This is a genomic window from Ruegeria sp. BHSA191, from assembly GCF_059613325.1.
This window is the reverse complement of the sequence record NZ_JBXWSH010000004.1, coordinates 275018-297973: the sequence shown is the minus strand read 5'-3', so window position 1 is coordinate 297973 and position 22956 is coordinate 275018. Positions and strand designations below refer to the sequence as shown.

Here is a 22956-nt window from a genome sequence, read left to right as displayed (position 1 = left end):
CTGCAGCACGTGACCGTGATGGCGGATCAGGTCGATGAGGACTTCCTGGACGAAGGCTTCATGTTCGACGGATCGTCGATCGCCGGCTGGAAGTCGATCGAAGCATCGGACATGAAACTGATGCCCGACACCGAAAGCGCCTATGTCGATCCGTTCTACGCGGAAAAGACCATCTGCATTCACTGCTCGGTGGTCGAGCCCGACACCGGCGAACCCTACGAGCGTGACCCGCGCGGCACCGCGCAGAAGGCCGAGGCCTACCTGAAGTCGTCGGGCATCGGCGACGCGGCGTTTTTCGGCCCCGAAGCAGAATTCTTCCTGTTCGATGACGTGCGTTTCTCGAACAGCATCAACAAGGTATCCTACGAAGTTGATGCTACCGACGCATCGTGGAACACCGACACCGAATACGAGATGGGCAACATGGGCCATCGTCCGGGCGTCAAGGGTGGCTACTTCCCGGTGAACCCGATCGACGAAGCCCAGGACCTGCGTTCGGAAATGCTGTCGACCATGAAACGTCTGGGCATGAAGGTCGACAAGCACCACCACGAAGTGGCTTCGTGCCAGCACGAGCTGGGGCTCATCTTTGACAGCCTGACCAAACAGGCCGACGAGCTGCAGAAATACAAGTATGTCATCCACAACGTGGCGCACGCCTACGGCAAATCGGCCACCTTCATGCCCAAGCCGATCGCGGGCGACAACGGCACTGGCATGCACGTGAACATGTCGATCTGGAAAGACGGCAAGCCGCTGTTTGCTGGCGACAAATATGCCGACCTGTCGGACGAGGCCCTGTGGTTCATTGGCGGCATCCTCAAGCACGCCAAAACCCTAAACGCCTTCACCAACCCGTCGACCAACAGCTACAAGCGCCTGATCCCGGGCTTCGAAGCCCCCGTTCTGCGCGCCTACTCGGCCCGCAACCGTTCGGGTTGTGTCCGTATTCCGTGGACTGAATCGCCGAAAGCCAAGCGCGTCGAGGCCCGCTTCCCCGACCCGTCGGCAAACCCCTACCTGGCCTTTGCAGCCCTGCTGATGGCCGGCCTGGACGGCATCAAGAACAAGATCGATCCGGGCGAGGCGATGGACAAGAACCTCTACGATCTGCCCGCCGAAGAGTTGGCCGGTATCCCGACCGTCTGCGGCAGCCTGCGCGAAGCTCTGGAGAGCCTGGCAGCCGACCACGACTTCCTGCTGCAGGGCGACGTGTTCACCAAGGATCAGATCGACGGCTACATCGCGCTGAAGATGGAAGAGGTCGAAACCTACGAGCACACCCCGCACCCGGTCGAGTACGGCATGTACTACAGCTGCTGATCGCAGCAGGTTGATGCTACCTTTTCAAGGGCGCCCTGCGGGGCGCCCTTTTTTTGATTTGGGCGCTCCGGGTTCAGCAAAGCGCTTTGTAGTGTTGCCGACAGGCTCTAACCTTGGTCTCAGTCATTTTTTGAACGGATTGATGCTATGATGCGCGCAGCCCTGCTTGTTTCGGCCCTGTCCCTCGCTCCGGCGACTGCTCTGGCCGCCCCCTGCGGCAATGACGGCAGCGGTTTCGAAACGTGGAAAACCAGTTTCGCCCAACAGGCCCGCAGGGCTGGCGTCAGGAAGAAGGGGCTGCAGGCATTGGCCCAGACCTGGTATGCGGCCGGCACGATCGCCGCCGACCGCAATCAAAAAAGCTTCAGATATTCGCTGGGCAAATTCCTGCAGATCCGTGGCGCCGACACGATCGTCGCGCAGGGCCGCAAACGCAAGGCTCGCAACCCGCAATTCTATGCCGCGCTCGAACGCCATTACGGCGTGCCGGCCGGTGTTCTGATCGCCATTCACGGCATGGAAACCGGGTTTGGCCGCTTCATGGGAGACAGCCAGGTCGTTTCCGCAATTACAACACTGGCCTATGATTGTCGCCGATCCGAGTTCTTCATTCCACACGCCATCGGCGCCCTGAAACTGGTCGACCAAGGCAGTATTTCGATGGCAACAAAAGGGGCAAAACATGGCGAGTTGGGCCACACGCAGTTTCTTCCCGGGAACGCCCTGCGCTATGGCGTAGACGCCACCGGAGACGGCAGGGTCGATTTCTATAACCCGACCGACGCGCTTGCCTCGACCGCGAATTTCCTGCGCAAGAAAGGGTGGAAACCCGGCCGCGGCTACCAACCGGGAGAGCCGAATTTCGCGGTGTTGCAGCAGTGGAACGCGGCCAGCGTCTATCAGCAGGCCATCGCGATCATGGCTGCCCGAATCGATAAATGATACCCGGCGGGCGCTACCGACCGCGCCCCCAATTTCGCCACAATGTCGCCACAGTACCTAAGATTTTGGTCTAATTTCTTGGTTTCCAAAGCGTAATCAATCATCGGATTTCCGTTCTTTTTTGCAGAATGGTCAAATTTCCTCCCCGATGTCCTGCTAGATTTGTTTTCAACGATGCCGACTTGAAGGAAAGTCTTGTGACCTCGAAGCACTCATATCACGGCGGCCTGCAGTTCCAGGGAGACCCGGATGGCGCGCTCGAACGCTTCGGCGAGATCGTTGCCGCCACGCTCGAGGATTACGGCCATCTGGTCGAGCGCAAGGCTCTGCTCAGCGCGACCGAGGCAAGTATCGTAACCAGCCAATATCTGGTTTCCCTCATCGTCGAAACGGAAAGCCCGGAAACGCCCCCGCAATGCCGTCGCGATCAGATGGCCGGGCTGAAAACGATTATCCGTCCCGCCGCGGCCCGTCCCAGAAACCGTCTGACTGTATCACTGTTGCCCGTGTCCGGGCTGCTCGACGATTCCGAGATCTCGGAACTGATGCTGGTGGTGATGCTGTACCGGATGGTCGACATCTGCACCACCCAGCGCGTGGAATGGCTGTCGCCGAAAACCGTTCTGACGACCGAGCAGTTCATGAGCGCGTTTGATACGTTCATGCCGGGCAAGATCCGCAGTCGGCACGACGCATTTGGCGTCGTCAGCGGCCCGTTCGCCGGTCTACGGACCGAAAACACCGACGTCGAGGTCGACGAAGTGCCAGCCCCGAAGGCAACCAGCGGCCGCCCGATCCAGCTGACGGATGATCAATTGCTGAGCATCGCCTTCAGGGCTGAGGCCGACGAACCGCAAGAACAGGTGACCGAGGACGAGGACCGCCCCAGCGATGCGCTGCGCCTGAGCAGCTGGGCCATGACCGGAATCGTGGCCAGCATGTCGGCGCCTCTTGCCCTGTCGCTGGCAGCTGTGAACCTGATCAAGGGCGAGGATTTCCGCCTGAACACTCAGGTAATGGTCTTTACCGTGGCCATCGTTTCGCTGAGTTCCAGCAAGGTGTTCGCCGGAGCGGCCAACGCGCTGGGCATGTAGCCGAAATTCAAAGAACCCTCCTTGGAGGCCCCGCCGTCAGGCGGGGTTTTCCATTTCTGGCAGCCGCTCGACCGGCAAGACATAGGTGTGGATCGAGAACACAACTGCCTGCGACTGCGGCAGCCGCACCAAGGTCTGACGCTCGCTGCGCAGGTACCGTGCAGTTCCGCGGTTGCGGATCTCGCGCGGGGCGCTGGCACTGCGGGGCTGGTGCAACTCGGGGTCATCGTACCACAGCGCGTTGAACCGCCACAAAGGCCGAGCAATTTGAATCCCGTCAAACAGGCGCTGCACCCGGCGCGCGATGTTGGGATCATAGCTGTCGACCGGCTCGTGAATGGCGATCAGTGGTCGCATGAATTTCTCGGACAGACGCCAGCTGGCGGGAAAGCACAGGATGGCCCCGGTCAGCACATGCTCGTCGCCCCGTTTCTGCAAGATGCAGAAATCCTCCTGCGCCAGCAGGCAAAGCGTATCCAAAGGATTGTCGCGGTCAATCGGCACGGCGGCCCCGTCCGGGCGCTGCGCGGTGTCGGCCGCCTCGGGATAGGCCTGCGCCAAGACCAGATCCAGCAGTTCGACGGCGGCCGGGTGGGCCTGCGGGTCCAGCGCCAGCACGTCGTCCCGACGGGTTTCAAGCAGGTGCTGGCGGTGGCGCATTTGCGCGGCGAAGGCATCATCGCGATGAAGCCAGTCCTCCATCGTGGTCGGCGCGATCCCCGGTAGCGGTCGCTGTTGTTTCGGATCGTAGGGCAGAGTCTGTTGCAGAATGGCTGTCATGGCCTTGGGTTAGCACTCCAAACAGGCCTTGTCGGTCAAAAAGCGACTGGCAAATCGTCGCAATTCACCCAGACGGGGCCGCCCTGCCCCTTCAGGCTGAACCGGCAAGCAGGGAGGCGCGCCGTGAACCACCACTACCGAGACACCCGCAAGATCGACCCCAGCCGCGGCGCGACGCTTGGCGACGGTACGCCGAACGACAATGACCGGATCGAGATCGGCCCCACCCAACTTGCATTCAGCGAATGGGCCGCCGCCGGGTTGCAACTGCCCAACCTGGACCGGATGCGCGAATATCGCTGGAAACGGCTGACCCAGGCAATCGTCGATCGAGGCTATGGCGGGCTGCTGATGTTCGACCCGCTCAACATCCGCTATGCGACCGACAGCACCAACATGCAGCTGTGGAACACACACAACCCGTTCCGGGCGGTGCTGCTGTGCGCCGATGGCTACATGGTGATCTGGGACTACAAGAACTCGCCCTTTTTGTCGAAATTCAACCCGCTGGTGCGGGAACAGCGCTCGGGCGCGGACTTGTTCTATTTCGACAGGGGCGACAAGGTGGACGTACAGGCGGACGTGTTCGCCAACGAGGTGCGCATACTGATGCAAGACCACGCCCCCGGCCACACCCGGCTGGCGGTGGACAAGATCATGCTGCACGGCCTCCGCGCGCTCGAGGCACAGGGCTTCGAGATCTTGGAGGGCGAGGAAGTCACCGAAAAGACCCGCGCCATCAAGGGCCTTGACGAGATCCTTGCCATGCGTTGCGCCAGCCACGCCTGCGAAACCGCCGTGGCCGAGATGGAGAAGTTCGCCCGCACCTATGTTGGTGACGGCAAGACCTCCGAGGATGATATCTGGGCCGTTCTGCACGCCGAAAACATCAAGCGCGGCGGTGAATGGATCGAAACGCGCCTGCTGGCCTCGGGGCCGCGCACCAACCCGTGGTTTCAGGAATGCGGGCCGCGGATCACTCAGAAGAATGAAATCATCGCCTTTGACACCGATCTGATCGGCAGCTACGGCATTTGCGTCGACATCTCGCGCACTTGGTGGATCGGGGATGAAAAACCCCGGCCCGACATGGTCTATGCCATGCAGCACGCGCATGAGCACATCATGACCAACATGGGCATGCTGAAGCCCGGCGTGATGATCCCCGAGTTGACCGCCAACTGCCACAGGCTGGACGACAAGTTCCAGGCGCAGAAATACGGCTGCCTGATGCATGGCGTGGGCCTGTGCGACGAGTGGCCTTTGGTGGCCTATCCCGACAAGGCGGTGCCCGGCGCCTATGACTATCCGCTGGAACCCGGCATGGTGCTGTGCGTCGAGGCAGCCGTGGGCGAAGTCGGCGGCGATTTCTCGATCAAGCTCGAGGATCAGGTGCTGATCACCGAGGATGGATACGAAAACCTGACCACCTACCCGTTCGATGCCGCTCTCATGGGGCTCGAATAGGTCTCAATCCGTCCAGTACGAGCGGCGCACATTTCCGCGCCAATCCTCGGGCGCGGGCTGCTCGATGCCGGCTTGTTCGGAGTCCAGCGGCCAGGTCTGGCCCGCGGCAAAATCCAGCGTAGCAGTCAGCAGCAGCCCCGGCAAAAGCCCGAGGTGATAGCGGTGACTGTGATGGATCGGTTCAACATGTGTCATCGTAGAAATCCTGTTTCATTGTTCGACGAAACATGAGCATGGGGACATCCGAACCATTTACGAAACGAATATCTGATCGCTGCGACACCACAATCCCTGAAGTTTTACCTTCCCGAGACAAGCAAGCCGCAACACCTTCACGATTCAACGCTCCCCTCTCACCTTGGCGTGACGCGCCTGACACAGGGGTTGAGGCCCCCGCGCCCGGCCCCCAGTATTGCCGGAACCCGATCAACGGAAGGAGCGGCCATGCCGACCGAACGCATCACCTTTGCCGGACACGACGGCAGTCAATTGGCTGCACGCTTGGATCTGCCCGACGGGCCGGTGCTGGCGACGGCGCTGTTTGCCCATTGCTTCACCTGCTCAATGGACATCCCCGCCGCCCGGCGGATCAGCGCGCGGCTGGCGGCGATGGGCTTTGCGGTGCTGCGGTTCGATTTCACGGGCCTTGGCCATTCCGAAGGCGAGTTTGCCAACACCACCTTTACCACGAACGTGCAGGACCTGATCGCGGCGGCTCAGTATCTGGCCGAGCGGAACATGGCGCCGGATCTGCTGATCGGGCATTCCCTGGGTGGGGCGGCCGTGTTGCGGGCTCGGGCCGGGATCCCCTCGGTCAAGGCGGTGGTCACCATCGGCGCCCCGGCCGACCCCGGCCATGTGGCCCATCACTTCGAGGGCGCACGCACGCAGATCGAACAGGATGGCAGCGCCGAGGTGCTTTTGGGCGGACGGCCGATCCGCATCGGGCGCGACTTCGTGCGCGACATATCGGAATCGGCGCTGATCCCGGCAATCGAGCGCCTGAAGGCCGCTCTGCTGATCCTGCATGCCCCGCTCGACGAAACCGTGGGCATCAACAATGCCAGCACGATCTTTCTGGCCGCCAAGCACCCCAAAAGCTTTGTCACGCTGGATGATGCCGACCACCTGATCACCCGCCTTAGGGACGCGGACTATGCCGCCGACGTCATTGCCGCCTGGGTGTCGCGCTATGTGCCACTGTCGCCACCCGCCCCACCGCCGGGCGCCCCCGAAGGCGTCGTGCGCGTAACCGAGGTGGACCCGAACGGATTCCTGCAAGACATCCAGTCAGGCCCGAACCATCATGCCGTGGCCGATGAACCGGCTTCCTACGGCGGCACCGATCGCGGCATGTCACCCTATGGGTTCGTGTCGGCCGGGCTGGGCGCCTGTACCTCAATGACTATCCGCATGTACGCCCGGCGCAAACAATGGCCGCTGACCGGGGTCACCGTGGATGTCTGCCACGACAAATTGCACGCGCAGGATGCGGGGCTGGCCGGCGATGGCAAGGTGGACCAGTTCCGCCGCAAGATCCGCCTGGATGGGCCTCTGGATGAGGCCCAGCGGGCCAAGCTCCTCGAAATCGCCGACAAATGCCCGGTGCACCGCACGCTCGAGAACTCGGCCCATATCACGACCGAACTGCTGCCGGCCCAGGACCCGGTCTGACCCGGCCCGAGGCCGCCACAGGGCACAGACAGACCGGGGATCGGCGGGCGGTCGGCCAGAACGGCGCTTGTGCGGGGGCAAACCGTCTCAGTAGGTCCTTCGCGGCTTGCCGGATGTGCCGGACAAGGCTATGACCCGCGCCGACACCCATTGCCAATCACGAAGGTCCTGCCGCCCATGATCCCCCGCTATTCCCGCCCCGAAATGGTCGCCGTCTGGTCGCCCGAGACCAAGTTCCGCATCTGGTACGAGATCGAGGCCCATGCCTGCGACGCGATGGCCGACCTGGGCGTCATCCCGCGCGAAAACGCCGAGGCCGTCTGGAAGGCCAAGGACGTGGAATTCGACGTGGCCCGTATCGACGAGATCGAGGCCGTCACCAAGCATGACGTCATCGCCTTTCTGACCCATCTGGCCGAGCACGTCGGCAGCGAAGAGGCCCGTTTCGTCCATCAGGGCATGACCAGCTCGGACGTGCTCGACACCTGCTTCAACGTGCAGTTGACCCGCGCCGCTGACATCCTGATCGCCGATCTCGAAGGCCTGCTGGCCGCGCTCAAGCGCCGCGCCTACGAGCACAAGGACACTGTCCGCATCGGCCGCAGCCACGGCATTCATGCCGAGCCCACCACCATGGGCCTGACCTTCGCGCGCTTCTACGCCGAGATGGACCGCAACCTGTCTCGGATGCGCGACGCCCGCGCCGAGATCGCCACCGGCGCCATCAGCGGCGCGGTCGGCACCTTCGCCAATATCGACCCGCGTGTCGAAGAACATGTCTGCGAAAAACTTGGCCTGGTACCCGAGCCGATCAGCACGCAGGTCATCCCGCGCGACCGCCACGCGGCCTTCTTTGCCACGCTGGGCGTGATCGCCAGCAGCATCGAGAACATCGCCATCGAAATCCGCCACATGCAGCGCACCGAGGTTCTGGAAGCCGAGGAGTTTTTTTCCAAAGGCCAGAAGGGCTCGTCGGCGATGCCGCACAAGCGCAACCCGGTTCTGACCGAAAACCTGACCGGCCTGGCCCGGCTGGTGCGCATGACCGTGATCCCGGCGATGGAGAACGTGGCCCTGTGGCACGAGCGCGACATCAGCCACAGCTCGGTCGAGCGCAACATCGGCCCTGACGCAACCGTAACGCTAGACTTCGCCCTGCACCGCCTGACCGGGGTGATCGACAAGCTGGTGGTCTATCCGGACAACATGCTGGCCAACATGAACAAGTTCCGCGGTCTGGTCATGAGCCAGCGCGTGCTGCTGGCCCTGACCCAGGCCGGCGTCAGCCGCGAGGACGCCTATCGCCTGGTGCAGCGCAACGCGATGAAGGTCTGGGAAGAAGGCAAGGACTTCAAGACCGAACTGCTGGCAGACCCGGACGTGACGGCAGTGCTGAGCAAGGAAGAGATCGAAGAAAAATTCGATCTCGGCTATCACACCAAGCATGTCGACACGATCTTCGAGCGGGTGTTCGGCGAGTAACCCTCGACGCATGAACGGCTTTTTTGGGGCCCGGATCGCACAGTACGATCCGGGCCCCTGTCTTTTGCGAAAACATCCGAAATCGGCTATGCTGGGTGGGCAATTTCCGTTCAAGGAGAGCCCACCATGATCCGCATGACCCTCTGCGCACTGGCCCTTGCCCTGTCCGCCTCGTCCGCATTCGCCTGCCAAGCCCACAGCAAGCAATCGCAATCCTGTGCGCCCGGCACGACTTGGGATTCGGCCTCGGAAAGCTGTGTGAAAAACGCCAGCAGCTGAGCATCTGACCCAGTTGTGAACTGATCCGGGCGATTTCCTGTTAGCTTTTCCTCGGAACGCGCTATGCTTTGCCCAAGCGAATTTCGAGATGGAGTTTGACATGCGCCTTTTGTTGGCCTCGGCGATTGCCCTTCAAAGTTTTGCCTTTGCCCCCGCGGTCAGTGCCGCAGGCGGGGACAGCAGCCCCCCGAAACCGACAAACACCACCAAGAAATGCCTGTTCGGCAGAGTCTATGACGAGGCGGCGGGCCGCTGCGTCAAACCCAACAAGACCAATTTCACCGACGACCAACTGTATCAGGCCGTGCGCGAGATGGCCTATGCCGGCCAATACGAAAACGCCCAATCCGTGCTGCGCATCATGGATCAAGACGACGACCGCGTCCTGACCTATTGGGGCTTCACCTACCGCAAGATGGGCAAGGTCGATCTGGCCAACGCCCATTACATGCGCGCGATTGCGGCGAACCCCGACAACATCCTGGCACGCAGCTACATGGGCCAAGGTTTCGTGGCCGAGGGCAAGACCGACCTGGCCATCGCCCAATGGCGCGAGATCAAGGCCCGGGGCGGTGAAGGCAGCTGGGCCGAAGCGTCGCTGCGACAAGCGATCCGCACAGGGTTGACCTACAGCTACTAGAGTTCAGCTTTTCTTTACGCGACTCTCGCTAATCTGCCTGCGCAACGAATTTGACAGCACAGGCAGATGCAAGACTCCAACGCTTTGGTTCAGAAGGCCCTGGGCGCCGCGCCGCTGGCGGCCGAACAACAGGACGACGCGCCGCGCGTGGTTCCCCGTCACCTGACACCCGGACAAAAGGCCGCGATCATCGTGCGCCTGCTATTGAACGAGGGTGCGGATTTCCCGCTCGAGGAACTGCCCGACGAGCTGCAGGAACGGCTGACCGTGCAACTGGGGCAGATGGGGCTGGTCGATCGGGTGACGCTGGCGGCGGTGGCTCAGGAATTCGCCGATGCGCTCGACAGTGTCGGCCTGGCGTTTCCGCACGGGCTGGCGGGTGCGCTGGACGCGGTGAACGGCAAGATCGCCCCCACGACGGCCGCACGGCTGCGCAAGGTGGCGGGCATGCGCCAGGTCGGTGACCCGTGGCAGCGCCTGCGCGACGTGCCGGTCGAGGATCTGGCCCGCATGGCCCAGGCCGAAAGCACCGAGGTGGCGGCAGTCATGCTTTCCAAGCTGGATACAGCGACGGCCGCGAAACTGCTGGGGCATCTTCCCGGCCCGGTGGCACGCCGGATCACCTATGCGGTCTCGAAAACCACCAATGTCTCGCCCGAGGCGGTCGAACGCATCGGCTGGTCGCTGGCCGCGCAGTTGGATCAGCGCCCGACCCCGGCCTTCGGAGACGAGCCCGGAGCGCGGGTGGGGGCGATTCTGAATCAATCCTCGGCGGCCACCCGGGACGAGTTGTTGAGCGCCCTCGAAGAAGAAGACAAGATCTTTGCACAAGCGGTGCGCCGCTCGATCTTCACCTTTGCCCACATCGCCAAACGCATCGCGCCGCGGGATGTTCCCGCGGTCTTGCGCGGGATTGACCAGCCCGTTCTTGTCACCGCGCTGGCTGGTGCAAACAGCGACGAAGACAAAGCATCTGCCGAGTTCCTGCTTTCCAACATGTCGTCGCGCATGGCCGACAACCTGCGCGAAGAAATCGCCGAGCGTGGCAAGGTCAAGCAAGCCGACGCCGAAGAAGCCATGACCCAGGTCGTGGGCGCCATCCGCGCGCTGGTCGATGAAGGCACGATCACCTTGAACGAAGAGGAGGCCGAGGGCGGGGACTGATCCCCTGCCCGACCGTCCGCCCATACGGTGCTTGTGGTTGCCCGGCGCCCTCTGTATGTCTGGCCCCGCAAATCACATAACCCGTCGAGACCCTCGCATGCCCGCCGAAAAGTCGGAACTGAGCCGCGTTCAGCTTGCAAAATATTATGTCGCCAACCTGTTTCTGAAAGGCGTGATCGGCACCATGCGCTTGCTGCCCTACGAGCGGCGGATCGCAACGATGGGCGCGATTGCACGAGCGCTGTCGCCGCTGGTGGGGTTCACCAAGCGGGTGCGCAGCAACCTGAGACTGACCTGCCCCGAACTGACCGAGAGCGACGTCAAACGCATCTGCCGTGCAGTACCCGACAATGCGGGCCGCGCGATCATGGAGCATTTCTCGCCCGAGGATTTCACCAAAAGGCAAAAGGCTGCCGTCGTGACCGGGCCGGGCTTGGCCGCATTTGACCGTGCCGTCGCCGAGGGCCGCCCGGTGATGATGATCACCGCGCATTTCGGGCATTACCTAGCCGCGCGGATCGCGTTGCAGGCGCACAGCGGCAAACCGATCGGCTGCTTGTACCGGCGCATGGCCAACCCCTATTTCAACGAGATGTATGTCGAAGCCTTTCATAGGACCGGCAAGCCGATGTTCGAACAGGGGCGCCGGGGCATGGTGGAAATGGTGCGGTCGTTGAAGAATGGCGGCATCATCGCCATCGTGTCCGACCTGCACGCCCATGGCGGCGAAGAGCTGACGTTTTTCGGCAAACCGGCGGTGACCTCGGTTCTGAATGCTGAACTGGCCATGAAATACGATGCAGTGCTGATCCCCTGCTATGCGGTGCGCCAACCCAATGGCATCGATTTCCAGATCGTTCTGCATGACCCGGTGCCGCATTCCGACCCCAAGACCATGACCCAGTTCATCAATGATGATCTGGAGGGGATGGTGCGCCAGCACATGGGTCAGTGGTTCTGGATTCACCGGCGCTGGAAAGCCTGGAACGGCCTGGGCGTTCAGCCTGAAGACATGCCCTGAGCCCTCAATCCACCCGCGCGGCCGCGATGATCGGCCCGTGCCCGGCCTGTTGCAGCAAGACCACGGCCGGCAACTCAGACGCCACCGAGACCTGGAACACCTGCGGCCCGGCCCCATCCCATTGCCCGCCGACATGCCAGGCGTCGATCACGTTGGCATAGTCCAACTCGCGCCCGGCCAATTCACCCCGGCGGATCGAGGCGTGACGCAATGGCGTGTATTGCACGACCCGGACGTCATAGACTGTGCCCGATGGCAGATCGACCGGGGCAACTTGGACTGAAACGGTATCACCGGTTCGCGTCGCCGACACCTGCGCCATGGGCGGCGCGCTCAGATGGCTATCGATCACCCGTTCCAACTGTTCGCGTCTGGCCCCGACGATATCCTGCTGCCCGTTGACCACCATCTGCGGCGTATAGATCATGTCGCGCCCGCCCCGGCGCGCATAGGTGCGCTGGCGTGTGGTGTGGAACGGGTTGGCGTATTCGTCCTTCCAGCCGATATAGTCCCAGTAGTCCACATGCAGGGCCAGGCCGATCACGTCATCACGCTTGGCCAGATCGTGCATGATCGCATCCGCCGGCGGACACGAAGAACAGCCCTGCGAGGTGAAAAGCTCGACCACCACCGGACCGTCGGCCGCGGCCGGGACGGCGAGAAACAGAGACAGAAGGGTGGCGGTCAGTCGATGTCGTGGCATGGTCGGCTCGAGGCTCGTGGTTTACGGGAACCGGTTTACAGCCCGGCCGCATCAAGGGCCAATCAAGGTTTCTTGAGACCGGTTTCGGCGGCAATCCGCAAAAATGTGTGCAATGGTATACAAAAATTGCCGCACTCGCCCTGTTGGACCTTGAACCGCAGGCCTTGGTGATGCAGATACCGCTCAGCGAATCCCAATTCCACGTCATTTGAGAGGGAGGCCACAGATGCCCATCAAAGTCGGACAGGATACCGCCAAGACACGCCGCAGCCTGAGCGTGAATGGCAAGTCCATCTCGTATTACTCGATCCCCGCCGCGCAAGAGGCCGGTCTGGGCGATTTCTCCAAGCTTCCCGCCGCGCTGAAAGTGGTGCTGGAAAACATGCTTCGGTTCGAGGACGGCGGTTTCTCGGTCTCGGTCGATGACATCAAGGCTTTTGCCGAATGGGGCGCAAACGGCGGCAAGAACCCGCGCGAGATCGCCTATCGCCCGGCCCGCGTGCTGATGCAAGACTTTACCGGCGTTCCGGCCGTGGTGGACTTGGCCGCGATGCGTGACGGCATCAAGGCGCTGGGGGGCGATCCGCAGAAGATCAACCCGCTGAACCCCGTCGACCTGGTCATCGACCACTCGGTCATGATCGACGAGTTCGGCAACCCGCGCGCCTTCCAGATGAACGTGGACCGCGAATACGAACGGAACATGGAGCGCTACCAGTTCCTGAAATGGGGCCAGAACGCGTTCAATAACTTCCGCGTCGTGCCTCCGGGAACCGGCATCTGCCACCAGGTGAACTTGGAATACCTGGCCCAGACCGTCTGGACCGACACCGACCAGAACGGTGAAGAGGTCGCCTATCCCGATACGCTGGTCGGCACCGACAGCCACACCACCATGGTCAACGGCATGGCCGTTCTGGGCTGGGGCGTCGGCGGGATCGAGGCCGAGGCCGCGATGCTGGGTCAGCCGATCTCGATGCTGATCCCCGAGGTCGTCGGTTTTGAACTGACCGGCGAGATGGTTGAAGGCACCACCGGCACCGACTTGGTTCTGAAGGTCGTGGAAATGCTGCGCGCCAAAGGCGTGGTGGGCAAGTTCGTAGAATTCTACGGCGAAGGCCTGGACCGTCTTCCGCTGGCCGACCGCGCAACCATCGCCAACATGGCGCCTGAATACGGCGCGACCTGTGGCTTCTTCCCGATCGACAACGAAACCCTGCGCTACCTGCGCAACACCGGCCGCGACGAGGACCGCATCGCGCTGGTCGAAGCCTATGCCAAGGAAAACGGTTTCTGGCGCGACGAGAATTATGCCCCGGTCTACACCGACACTCTGTCGCTGGACATGGGCACCATCGTCCCTGCCATCTCGGGCCCCAAGCGCCCGCAAGACTATGTGCCGCTGACCAACGCCAAGGCCGCCTTCCGCAAGGAAATGGAAAACACTTTCAAACGCCCGATGGGCAAGGAAGTGCCGGTCAAAGGCGAAGACTACACCATGGAATCGGGCAAGGTCGTGATCGCCTCGATCACCTCGTGCACTAACACCTCAAACCCCTATGTGATGATCGGCGCCGGTCTGGTTGCGAAAAAGGCGCATGAGCTGGGCCTGAACCGCAAGCCTTGGGTGAAAACCTCGCTGGCGCCGGGATCGCAGGTCGTGTCCGAATACCTCGAGGCCGCCGGCCTGCAAGAGCATCTGGACGCCATCGGCTTCAACCTGGTGGGTTACGGCTGCACCACCTGTATCGGCAACTCGGGCCCGATCCAGAAAGAGATCTCGGAAGCCATCGCCGAGGGCGATCTGGTGGCAACCTCGGTCCTGTCGGGCAACCGCAACTTCGAAGGCCGGATCTCGCCCGACGTGCGCGCCAACTACCTGGCCTCGCCGCCGCTGGTGGTGGTCTATGCGCTGGCCGGCACGCTGGACATCGACCTGACCTCGGAACCGATCGGTCAGGACAAGGACGGCAACGACGTCTACATGAAGGATCTCTGGCCGAGCCAGAAAGAGATCTCGGATCTGGTCGAAGCTACCGTGACCCGCGAGGCGTTCCAGTCGAAATACGCCGATGTCTTCAAGGGCGACGAGAAATGGCAATCGGTGGAAACCACCGATGCCGAGACCTATGACTGGCCGCCGACGTCGACCTACATCCAGAACCCGCCCTACTTCCAAGGTATGGGGGCACAGCCGGGCACCATCTCGAACATCGAAGGCGCCAAGGTTCTGGCTATTCTGGGCGACATGGTCACCACTGACCACATCTCGCCGGCTGGTTCGTTTGCAACCACCAGCCCCGCAGGCAAATACTTGCTGGAGCGCCAAGTGCAACCGCGCGAGTTCAACTCGTACGGGTCGCGCCGGGGCAACCATGAGGTCATGATGCGCGGCACCTTCGCCAACATCCGCATCAAGAACGAGATGCTGGACGGCGTCGAGGGTGGTTACACCAAAGGCCCCGATGGTCAGCAGACCTCGATCTATGACGCATCGATGGCCTATCAGGCAGAAGGCACGCCGCTGGTCGTGATCGGTGGCGAGCAGTATGGCGCCGGTTCCTCGCGGGACTGGGCGGCAAAGGGCACCGCGCTGCTGGGCGTCAAGGCCGTGATCGCAGAAAGCTTCGAGCGAATCCACCGCTCGAACCTGGTGGGCATGGGTGTCATCCCGTTCGAGTTCACCGCCGGCGACAACCGCAAGACGCTGGGCTTGAAAGGCGACGAGACCTTCTCGATCCACGGTCTGGACACGATCCAGCCGCTGCAGGAGGTGCCCTGCACCATCAACTATGCGGACGGGACCGAGAAGACCATCACGCTCAAGTGCCGCATCGATACCGCGCCCGAGATCGAATACATCGAAAACGGCGGCGTGCTGCACTACGTACTGCGGAACCTGGCCAAGGCCAGCTAAGCCGGCACAAAGCCAAGAACACAAGGGCGCCCCGACCGGGCGCCCTTTTTCATTTCAGGCATTTCAACTATCGCGTTGTGTTTTCTGCAGACTGCCGGTCTGTTTGCGACATGGAAAAAGTTGCATTGATAACCGGCGGCGCGCGTGGAATTGGCCGGGCCATCGCGGTTGATCTGGCCGCGGATCATCGTGTCGCCCTGACGTGGCACACGACCGAACCACAGCCCCTGCCCGATGACCGACCGGCGCTGACCCTGCACAGCAATCTGACGCAAGAAGGTCAGCCCGAAGACGTGGTGCGCCGCGTCATCGACAGATACGGCCGGCTGGATGTCATCATCAACAATGCCGGGCTGGTTCAGGCCACCCCGAAGGACCGGTTCAGCCAAAAGGATCACCAGGCCATTCTTGATCTCAACCTGTTGGTACCGGCCGCCCTGCTGGCCGCCGCGTTGCCTTACCTGCAGCGGGGAGCGTCGATCGTCAGTATCTCGTCAGTCAACGCCGCGCTTCCCCCGCACGACGCCGCGACCTATGGGGCCAGCAAGGCTGCGCTGAACTTGTGGACCCGCGCCATGGCGAAAGAACTGGGTCCTGACGGCATTCGCGTCAACGCGGTGGCTCCTGGAGCGATCAACATCCCCGAAGCCCCCAGACCCGACGATCTGACCGACCTGTTCGTTCAGAACACGGCGCTGGGGCGTGTTGGGACACCAGAAGACATAGCGCGCGCAGTTCGCTTTCTCACATCTGAAGACGCGTCCTTCATCACCGGAGAGGTGCTGACCGTCTCTGGCGGGTATCGCCTTTAACCCCGGCGTTACTGCGCGGCGGCTTTTTCCAATGCGGGTCGGATAGTGCTCTCGATCACGCGCTGGGTGATCGGGCCGGCAAACCGCAGGATGATCGTGCCGTCACCGTCGATCACGTAGGTCTCGGGCACGCCGTAGACGCCCCAGTCCAACCCCATGCGGCCGTTTTCATCGCGCCCGATGGCGGCATAGGGATCGCCCAGCTCGGCCAGGAACGCATCGGCATTGGCAAGCTTGTCTTTGTAGTTGATGCCGTAGACCGGAATACCTTCCTGCGCCAGTTTCTCGAGGTTCGGATGCTCGGCACGGCAGGGTGCACACCAGCTGGCCCAATAGTTCACCAGCTTGACCTGACCGTCGCGCAGGGTTGCGTCGTCGAACCCCTGTTTGCCCGGAAACTCGGTCAGGACAACGGGCGGCGCGGGCTGGCCTTCGCGGGCCGAGGGCAGCGCGTTGGGATCTTCGCGGAACATGCCGATGGCCGCCAGCACGGCGAAGGCGCCGAAAATCAGCGGCGGAGCAATCATCAAGGGCGAGATCTTAGCCATTGCGCGACATCCTCTGTTCGATCTTTTCCATCTCGGCCCGAACCTTGCGCCCACGCAGTATGCTGAAAACCACCAGCGCCACCAGCAGGACGATCGAGGCCGCGTAGGAGGACAGAACCGTTTCGGCGTATTTTCCCAGATCAGGCATCATCCGTTTACCCTTTCCCGTGCCAGCAGCGCCTTGATGCGCCGCGCGCGGATTTCGGTGCCGGTCCGATACAGGACCAGCGCGATGAACAGCAGCACGAAGCCGATGATGCAGGTCAGCAGCGGGTAGAAGAACACGTTGCTGACCTTTTCCTCGGTATCCGTGCCGGTGACCGCCCCGACCCGCATGACCGAGGCACCCTGATGCAGGCCTTGATTCCAGAAATTGACCGCATAGCGGCTGAGGAAGGCAAAGACCGAACCGACCAGACATAGGACCGAGGTCAGGTCGGCCGCAGTATCCGGATCCTCGATCGCCTCCCACAGGGCGACGTAGCCCAAATAGAAAAGGAACAGGATCAGGAACGAGGTCAGGCGCGGATCCCAGGCCCACCAGGTGCCCCACATGGGCTGTCCCCAGATGGCCCCGGTCGCCAGCGCGATCAGCGTCATTACGATGCCTACCGGCGCGGCGGCGCGTGCTGCAAGCGCGCTGACATGGTGTCGGCGCACCAGCCAGACCAGCGACGTGACCAGCATCATAATCCAGCAATTGATCGCCATCAGGGCCGATGGCACATGCAGGTAGATGATCTTGACCGTCGACCCTTGCTTGTAGTCGTCAGGCGTGAAGAAAAAACCCCAGACAAGACCGATCACCAGACAGACGGCAGAGCTGATCCAGAAGAACGGCAGCACGCGCTCGGTCGTGGTGAGGAACTTCTTGGGGTTGGCGTATTCCCAGAGGGCGTTGGCTTTGGATGCTATCGACATGGCGCTTATCTAGTCCGACTCGGGGCAGTTCTCAATTGACATCGGTCAACGCAGATTGACGCGGAGAACCGCAGCGCTGGCAAAGGGCAGCAGGGCGATGGTTGCGGCGGTGATCCCGGCCAGCATCAGCAGAGGCGTAGCGGTCTCCATCCCGGTGGCGCCGCGGCGGGCCACCTCGGCCCCGAAGATCAGCGTGGGCACGTAAAGCGGCAGCACCAGCAGCGAAAGCAGAAGGCCGCCGCGCTTGAGCCCCACGGTCAGGGCTGCGCCGAAAGTGCCGATCACGCTGAGCGCGGGCGTGCCGATCAACAGAGAGACGACCAGCCAGCCAAAACCGGGGCCAGGCAGGTTCAGCAGCACCCCAAGCACCGGCGCGGCTAGCACCAGCGGCAGACCGGTGGTGATCCAATGTGCCAAGGCCTTGATCGCGGCCACCGCCTCCAGCGGCAGCGGCGCGGTGGCCAGCAGGTCCAGCGACCCGTCCTCCCAATCCAAGGCCAGCAGGCGATCGAGCGACAGCAGACAGGCCAGCAATGCGCCCAGCCACAGCACCCCCGGCGCGATGGTCGCCAGCAGTGATGATTGCGGACCTACAGAGAACGGCACCAGAACGGTGACGATCAGGAAGAAGGCCAGCCCGAGGCCGAACCCTCCCCCCGCGCGAAAGGACAGTTTCAGGTCACGCAACAGCAGGGCGATCACAGGAAGCCTCCGTCGAAGTCATCCAGCGCCTTGGGGCGCGCCTTGTTGGGGCCGACATCCAAAACCTCACCATCGAGGCCCAGGTCGATATGGGTGGCAATCAGGGCCGAGCCGCCCTGCCCCAGATGCGCCCGCACCGCATCGGCGAACATCGCCACCGCGGTCTTGTCCAGTGACACGGTGGGTTCGTCCAGCATCCAGATCGGGCGGCCGGTCACCAGCATTCGGGCCAAACCCAGCCGGCGTTTCTGACCCGCCGACAGGTTGCCTGCGTGACGATCAGCCAGTTCGTTGAGCGCAAAGGCATCCAGCGCGGGCTGGATGTCGCGCGTGCCAAAGACCGAGGCCCAGAAGGTCAGGTTCTCGGTCACGGTCAGGGTGGGTTTCAGCCCGTCGGAATGGGCGGCATAGGCGATCCGGTCCTCTGCCCCCTCAATCCGTCCCGAAAGCGGCGGTTGCAGCCCGGCCAGCGTGCGCAGAAGGGTGGTCTTGCCGATTCCGTTCGGGCCGCGCAGGATTAGCGCCTTGCCCGGGGGTAGCGCGAAACTGAGGCCTTCGAGCACAGGGAGGCCCCCTCGGGCGATGGCAAGGTCGGTCACGGTCAATGTCATGAGACCCGCTTATCCGATTGGTTGCGGAGGAAAAAGGTCGGATTTGCCGCAGGGCCTGTTGGCGGGTGGGATGTGAGGGGCCAGCCCCTCACGCACCCCGGGATATTTGGGGCCAAATGAAGGGGTCAGACTGGCAACAGGGCCAGAGCGATCCGGCGGCCTTCGGACAACAGCACGTTGTAGGTGCGGCAGGCGGCGGGCGAGTTCATGATCTCGACCCCGATGCCGGCCTCCTCGAGGGCTGTGCGCAATTCGAACGGGATCTGCGACAGAACGGCGCCGGTGCCGATGAACAGCACGTCAATCTGCGCGGCGAGTCCCAGCAAGGGCGCCGGGTCCTGCAGGCCTGACCAAGGGCCGGTTCCGCTGGGGCCCGTCAGGACGGCGCCGTGGAACACCTGACCGCCGATGCGGAAGAATCCGGGGCCGTAGCCGTCTATTGGGGCGGCGTCGGTGAAAGTGATCTCGTTCAAGCGCATAAGGTCTTTTAGCCCCAAAGCGGCAGGCCCGACAAGGCCGATGCGGCGATGGCGACATAGGCAATAGCGCGGTAAAGGCGGTCTCGCGTCAGACGGAACAGCCATCCGCCCAGCCAATTGCCCAGCAAGTTCGGGATCGCAAGCGCCAGGCCCAGCACGGTCGTTTCAACCGTGAGGCGGCCCATCAAGCCGAGATATCCGAAGATCAGGAAATCGAAGGCAAACAGAAACAGAAGAACCGTCGCGCGAATGACCGCCACCGGCAGCGGCCGCGACATGTAGAACAGGATGACGGCAGGCCCGGGCAACCCCGCGACACCACCGAGGAAGCCCGCCGCCGCGCCGATGGCCGTGACCATGCCACGCCGGACCGGTCCGGTGTAGCGCAGGCCAAGGACCAGCGCCGCCAGCATGGAAAGACTGAGCGTGCTGACAGTATATCGGAACACCTCGGGCGGGACCTGCGACAGCACCCACAGACCCACCGGCAAGGTCAGGGCGCATCCCGTGATCAGCCGTGTCAGATCGGAGCGTTCGACATGGGCCCAGGCGCGGCGCAGGTTCGGCAGAGGGCCAAACACATCCATGCAGGTCAGGGCGATCAGGGCGCCGAACGGACCCAGATGCGGCGTTGCGAGGGGCAGAAAAACCAGCGCGGTGCCAAACCCAGTGAACCCGCGTACGATGCCGCCCAGAAGCGCCGCAAAAACGACAATGGCCAGCCCCGCAGGGGGCTGGCCGAACAGATCAGGCGTCGATATTGGCAAACTGGTTTCCGGCCGTGTTCGACGGCTTGGACCAGTCACGTTTGACCCCCAGCCACAGCAGGATGGTCGAGGCAACGAAGACCGACGAATAGGTCCCCACGATCACGCCCCAGATCATTGCGAAGACGAACCCACGGATCACGTCGCCGCCCAGGACATAGAGCGAGATCAGCGCCAACAGGGTGGTGACCGAGGTCATCACCGTCCGGCTGAGAGTCTCGTTGATCGAGAGGTTCAGAACCTCTTTCAGGTCTTTTTTCTTGTATTTGCGCAGATTTTCGCGCACCCGGTCGAAAACGACTACGGTGTCGTTCAGCGAATAGCCGACGATGGTCAGCAGGGCGGCGATGATCGCCAGATCGAAGCGGATCTGCAGTTCCGAGAAGATGCCGATCGTCAGCAGCACGTCATGCACCAGCGCGGCCACGGCACCCAGCGCGAACTGCCATTCGAAGCGCAGCCAGATGTAGACCAGCACCGCCCCGATCGCCAGAACCACGGCGATCACGGCGGTCTGGATCAACTCGCCCGAGACCTTGGGACCCACCGATTCGACTGACACGAACTGGATATCGGGCACGACGGCCCGCAACGCATCTTCGACCGCGGTGATGGTCGCGGCCGAGACGGCCTCGGCGTCGTCCTGTGCCTGAATGCGGATCATGGCCACGTTTTCATCCGGGCCGAAGGTGGGATCAAACACTTCGGTGATCGACACGTCGCCCAGGCCCAGCGGGGTGATCGCATCCCGGTACAGACCCACATCGATTTCCTGCGCACTTTGCGTACGGATCGTGGTGCCGCCGCGGAAGTCGATGCCAAAGTTCAGGCCCTGGAGCAGGAACGACGTGAAGGCGATGACCATCATCAGCCCTGAGATGCCCAGCCACAGCTTCCAGCGGCTGAAAAAATCGAACGAGGTGCTTTCGGGTACGAGTTTCAGTCTCATGTCAAACCTCGATCGTTTTCGGGCGGCGGCGCTCGAACCACATGACCACCATCAAGCGCGTCACGAAGATCGCGGTGAACACCGACGTCAGGATGCCCAGGCCCAATGTGATGGCAAAGCCGCGTACCGGACCACTGCCCATGGCGAACAGGATCACGGCGGTGATAAAAGTGGTGACGTTGGCGTCCAAAATGGCCGACAGCGCCTTTTCATAGCCCAGCTCGATCGCGCGGGCGGGGCCTTTCGACGATTTCAGTTCCTCGCGGATGCGCTCGAAGATCAGAACGTTGGCGTCCACCGCCATGCCCACCGTCAGAACGATGCCCGCAATGCCCGGCAGGGTCAGCGTTGCCCCGATCAGGGACAGAAGGCCAAAGATCAAGCCCACGTTGATCAGCAGCGCGATGTTGGCGAAGATGCCGAATAGGCCATAGCTGAGGGCCATGAAGACCAGCACCGCCGCGAAAGCAACGATGGTGGCCACCTTGCCCGCCTCGATGCTGTCCTGCCCCAATTCGGGGCCGATGGTGCGTTCTTCCAGGAACTCCAGCCCCGCGGGCAGTGCACCGGCTCGCAGCAGGACGGCCAGGTTGGTGCTTTCCTCGACGGTGAAATTGCCGGTGATGATGCCCGAGCCGCCGGGGATGTGGCTCTGGATGACCGGGGCCGAGATGACTTCGTCGTCCAGCACGATGGCGAAGGGCGCACCGATATTGTCACGGGTATAGTCGCCGAACTTGCGTGCACCCGTAGTATTGAACCGGAAACTGACGGCCGGGCGGCCGTTCTGGTCGAAGGACGGCTGCGCGTCCACCAGTTCCTCGCCAGTCACGACGGGGGCGGCCTCGATGGTGTAGTAAACGCCGTTTTCGTCGATCGAGGGCACGACCTTTTCGCCGATGCCCGCCGGGGCGTCAGGGTCCGTCCCGCGCGAGACCACGGGGTTGAAGGTCAACTGTGCGGTGGTGCCGATGATCTCTTTCAGTTCGCTGGCGCTGCCGATTCCGGGCACCTGGATCAGGATTCGGTCGGTGCCCTGGCGCTGGATCGTGGGTTCGCGGGTACCGACCTCGTCGATCCGGCGGCGCACGATCTCCAGCGCCTGGCGCACGGTGCGATCGTCAGAGGCCAGTTTCTCGGCCTCGGACAATTGCACCACGATGGTGTCGCCCTCGGCGCGCACGTCGATATCGGTGGCGCCCGCCCCGGTCAGGGATTGGATCGGGCGGGCCAGGCCACGCACCACCTCCAATGCGCGGGGCATGCCTTCGGGCTGACTGATGCGGATGCGAATCTCATCGGGCTCTGACGGCTGCCGGCGGATGGTGCCGACCTCGGAGCGCACGTCGCGCAGCGCGTTGCGGATTTCCGGCCACATGGCCTCCATCCGGGTTTCGTACACGTCGCTGACCTGCACTTCGGCCAACAGATGCGCACCGCCGCGCAGATCAAGCCCAAGGTTGACCAGCGACGAGGGCATCCAATTCGGCCATTGCGCGGCCTGCGTCTGCATCTCAGGGGTGTCGTTACCCAACTCAATAGCCGCCTTGGCGTCGTTCGATTGCTCGACCCGCGTGTAGAAGGCGTTCGGCAGGGCCAACAGCAAGCCAACCACGCAGACCAGCCAGATCAGGACCCGCTTCCAGGTGTCAATTTGCAGCATTACCCTGCCTTTTCCGTC

At 62.6% G+C, this 22956-nt stretch carries 24 protein-coding genes; 12 read left to right on the top strand and 12 right to left on the bottom strand.

The window, feature by feature from the left end; all coding sequences use genetic code 11:
• From glnA to AC2FNS_RS06805, 3 genes are all read left to right on the top strand, one after another.
• Positions 1–1323: type I glutamate--ammonia ligase (gene glnA, locus AC2FNS_RS06815; RefSeq protein ID WP_496803801.1), on the top strand; the 1323-nt coding region annotated here is incomplete at its 5' end.
• A gap of 147 nt (positions 1324–1470) precedes the next feature.
• Entirely contained in the window at positions 1471–2265 is a 795-nt protein-coding gene (locus AC2FNS_RS06810; RefSeq protein ID WP_496711435.1) for a lytic murein transglycosylase, read from the top strand.
• A gap of 182 nt (positions 2266–2447) precedes the next feature.
• Positions 2448–3359 (top strand): hypothetical protein, encoded by a 912-nt coding sequence (locus AC2FNS_RS06805; RefSeq protein WP_496803800.1) that lies wholly within the window; start codon positions 2448–2450, stop codon positions 3357–3359.
• A gap of 36 nt (positions 3360–3395) precedes the next feature.
• Here the strand turns inward: AC2FNS_RS06805 and AC2FNS_RS06800 are convergent, their stop codons facing one another.
• Positions 3396–4139: a heme-dependent oxidative N-demethylase family protein gene (locus AC2FNS_RS06800; RefSeq protein ID WP_496711433.1), complete on the bottom strand. Its 744-nt coding sequence runs from the start codon at positions 4137–4139 to the stop codon at positions 3396–3398.
• 123 nt (positions 4140–4262) lie between these two features.
• Between AC2FNS_RS06800 and dddP the strand changes: the two genes are divergently transcribed.
• Positions 4263–5606 (top strand): dimethylsulfonioproprionate lyase DddP, encoded by a 1344-nt coding sequence (dddP, locus tag AC2FNS_RS06795; RefSeq protein ID WP_496711432.1) that lies wholly within the window; start codon positions 4263–4265, stop codon positions 5604–5606.
• A 3-nt stretch (positions 5607–5609) separates the two neighbouring features.
• Here dddP and AC2FNS_RS06790 read toward each other — a convergent pair whose 3' ends face one another.
• Complete coding sequence (locus AC2FNS_RS06790; protein ID WP_496711431.1) at positions 5610–5801, bottom strand: hypothetical protein; 192 nt, start codon at positions 5799–5801, stop codon at positions 5610–5612.
• A 249-nt stretch (positions 5802–6050) separates the two neighbouring features.
• On the opposite strand from AC2FNS_RS06790, the gene AC2FNS_RS06785 reads away from it, so the two are divergent.
• The 6 genes from AC2FNS_RS06785 to AC2FNS_RS06760 all read left to right on the top strand — a co-directional run bounded on the left by AC2FNS_RS06785 (position 6051) and on the right by AC2FNS_RS06760 (position 11866).
• Positions 6051–7280, top strand: a complete 1230-nt coding sequence (locus tag AC2FNS_RS06785; RefSeq protein ID WP_496711430.1) for a bifunctional alpha/beta hydrolase/OsmC family protein — start codon at positions 6051–6053, stop codon at positions 7278–7280.
• Between the two features lie 177 nt (positions 7281–7457).
• Positions 7458–8762: an adenylosuccinate lyase gene (gene purB, locus AC2FNS_RS06780; RefSeq protein WP_496686542.1), complete on the top strand. Its 1305-nt coding sequence runs from the start codon at positions 7458–7460 to the stop codon at positions 8760–8762.
• A 126-nt stretch (positions 8763–8888) separates the two neighbouring features.
• Entirely contained in the window at positions 8889–9041 is a 153-nt protein-coding gene (locus tag AC2FNS_RS06775) for an adenylosuccinate lyase (protein ID WP_496681285.1), read from the top strand.
• Between the two features lie 100 nt (positions 9042–9141).
• On the top strand, positions 9142–9681 hold the full coding sequence (locus AC2FNS_RS06770) for a tetratricopeptide repeat protein (protein WP_496681283.1): 540 nt from the start codon (positions 9142–9144) through the stop codon (positions 9679–9681).
• A gap of 66 nt (positions 9682–9747) precedes the next feature.
• Positions 9748–10845 (top strand): flagellar motor switch protein FliG, encoded by a 1098-nt coding sequence (locus AC2FNS_RS06765; RefSeq protein WP_496711429.1) that lies wholly within the window; start codon positions 9748–9750, stop codon positions 10843–10845.
• A gap of 97 nt (positions 10846–10942) precedes the next feature.
• Positions 10943–11866, top strand: a complete 924-nt coding sequence (locus AC2FNS_RS06760; protein WP_496681279.1) for a lysophospholipid acyltransferase family protein — start codon at positions 10943–10945, stop codon at positions 11864–11866.
• A gap of 4 nt (positions 11867–11870) precedes the next feature.
• Here AC2FNS_RS06760 and AC2FNS_RS06755 read toward each other — a convergent pair whose 3' ends face one another.
• A complete protein-coding gene (locus AC2FNS_RS06755) occupies positions 11871–12569 on the bottom strand; it encodes a DUF1223 domain-containing protein (protein WP_496727581.1) in 699 nt (232 codons plus the stop codon).
• Positions 12570–12795: 226 nt separating this feature from the next.
• On the opposite strand from AC2FNS_RS06755, the gene acnA reads away from it, so the two are divergent.
• Positions 12796–15486, top strand: coding sequence for an aconitate hydratase AcnA (gene acnA, locus AC2FNS_RS06750; protein ID WP_496727582.1), 2691 nt, complete (start codon positions 12796–12798; stop codon positions 15484–15486).
• Positions 15487–15596: 110 nt separating this feature from the next.
• Complete coding sequence (locus AC2FNS_RS06745) at positions 15597–16298, top strand: SDR family NAD(P)-dependent oxidoreductase (protein WP_496711956.1); 702 nt, start codon at positions 15597–15599, stop codon at positions 16296–16298.
• Between the two features lie 8 nt (positions 16299–16306).
• Here the strand turns inward: AC2FNS_RS06745 and AC2FNS_RS06740 are convergent, their stop codons facing one another.
• From AC2FNS_RS06740 to secD, 9 genes are all read right to left on the bottom strand, one after another.
• On the bottom strand, positions 16307–16846 hold the full coding sequence (locus tag AC2FNS_RS06740; protein ID WP_480642760.1) for a DsbE family thiol:disulfide interchange protein: 540 nt from the start codon (positions 16844–16846) through the stop codon (positions 16307–16309).
• On the bottom strand, positions 16839–16997 hold the full coding sequence (gene ccmD / locus AC2FNS_RS06735) for a heme exporter protein CcmD (RefSeq protein WP_005982370.1): 159 nt from the start codon (positions 16995–16997) through the stop codon (positions 16839–16841). The genes AC2FNS_RS06740 and ccmD overlap by 8 nt, the downstream gene beginning before the upstream one ends.
• Positions 16994–17767, bottom strand: a complete 774-nt coding sequence (locus AC2FNS_RS06730; RefSeq protein WP_496686559.1) for a heme ABC transporter permease — start codon at positions 17765–17767, stop codon at positions 16994–16996. The genes ccmD and AC2FNS_RS06730 overlap by 4 nt, the downstream gene beginning before the upstream one ends.
• Before the next feature lie 45 nt (positions 17768–17812).
• Positions 17813–18469: a heme exporter protein CcmB gene (gene ccmB, locus AC2FNS_RS06725; protein ID WP_496711955.1), complete on the bottom strand. Its 657-nt coding sequence runs from the start codon at positions 18467–18469 to the stop codon at positions 17813–17815.
• The gene (ccmA, locus tag AC2FNS_RS06720) at positions 18466–19080 is read right to left on the bottom strand and encodes a heme ABC exporter ATP-binding protein CcmA (RefSeq protein ID WP_496711954.1); all 615 of its coding nucleotides are present in this window, start codon (positions 19078–19080) and stop codon (positions 18466–18468) included. The genes ccmB and ccmA overlap by 4 nt, the downstream gene beginning before the upstream one ends.
• Positions 19081–19205: 125 nt before the next feature.
• Positions 19206–19559: an Mth938-like domain-containing protein gene (locus tag AC2FNS_RS06715; RefSeq protein WP_496711953.1), complete on the bottom strand. Its 354-nt coding sequence runs from the start codon at positions 19557–19559 to the stop codon at positions 19206–19208.
• Positions 19560–19567: 8 nt separating this feature from the next.
• A complete protein-coding gene (locus AC2FNS_RS06710) occupies positions 19568–20326 on the bottom strand; it encodes a TSUP family transporter (protein WP_496711952.1) in 759 nt (252 codons plus the stop codon).
• A complete protein-coding gene (gene secF, locus AC2FNS_RS06705; RefSeq protein WP_496681258.1) occupies positions 20307–21275 on the bottom strand; it encodes a protein translocase subunit SecF in 969 nt (322 codons plus the stop codon). The genes AC2FNS_RS06710 and secF overlap by 20 nt, the downstream gene beginning before the upstream one ends.
• A gap of 1 nt (position 21276) precedes the next feature.
• Complete coding sequence (gene secD, locus AC2FNS_RS06700; protein WP_496686570.1) at positions 21277–22938, bottom strand: protein translocase subunit SecD; 1662 nt, start codon at positions 22936–22938, stop codon at positions 21277–21279.
• Between the last annotated feature and the right edge of the window lie 18 nt (positions 22939–22956).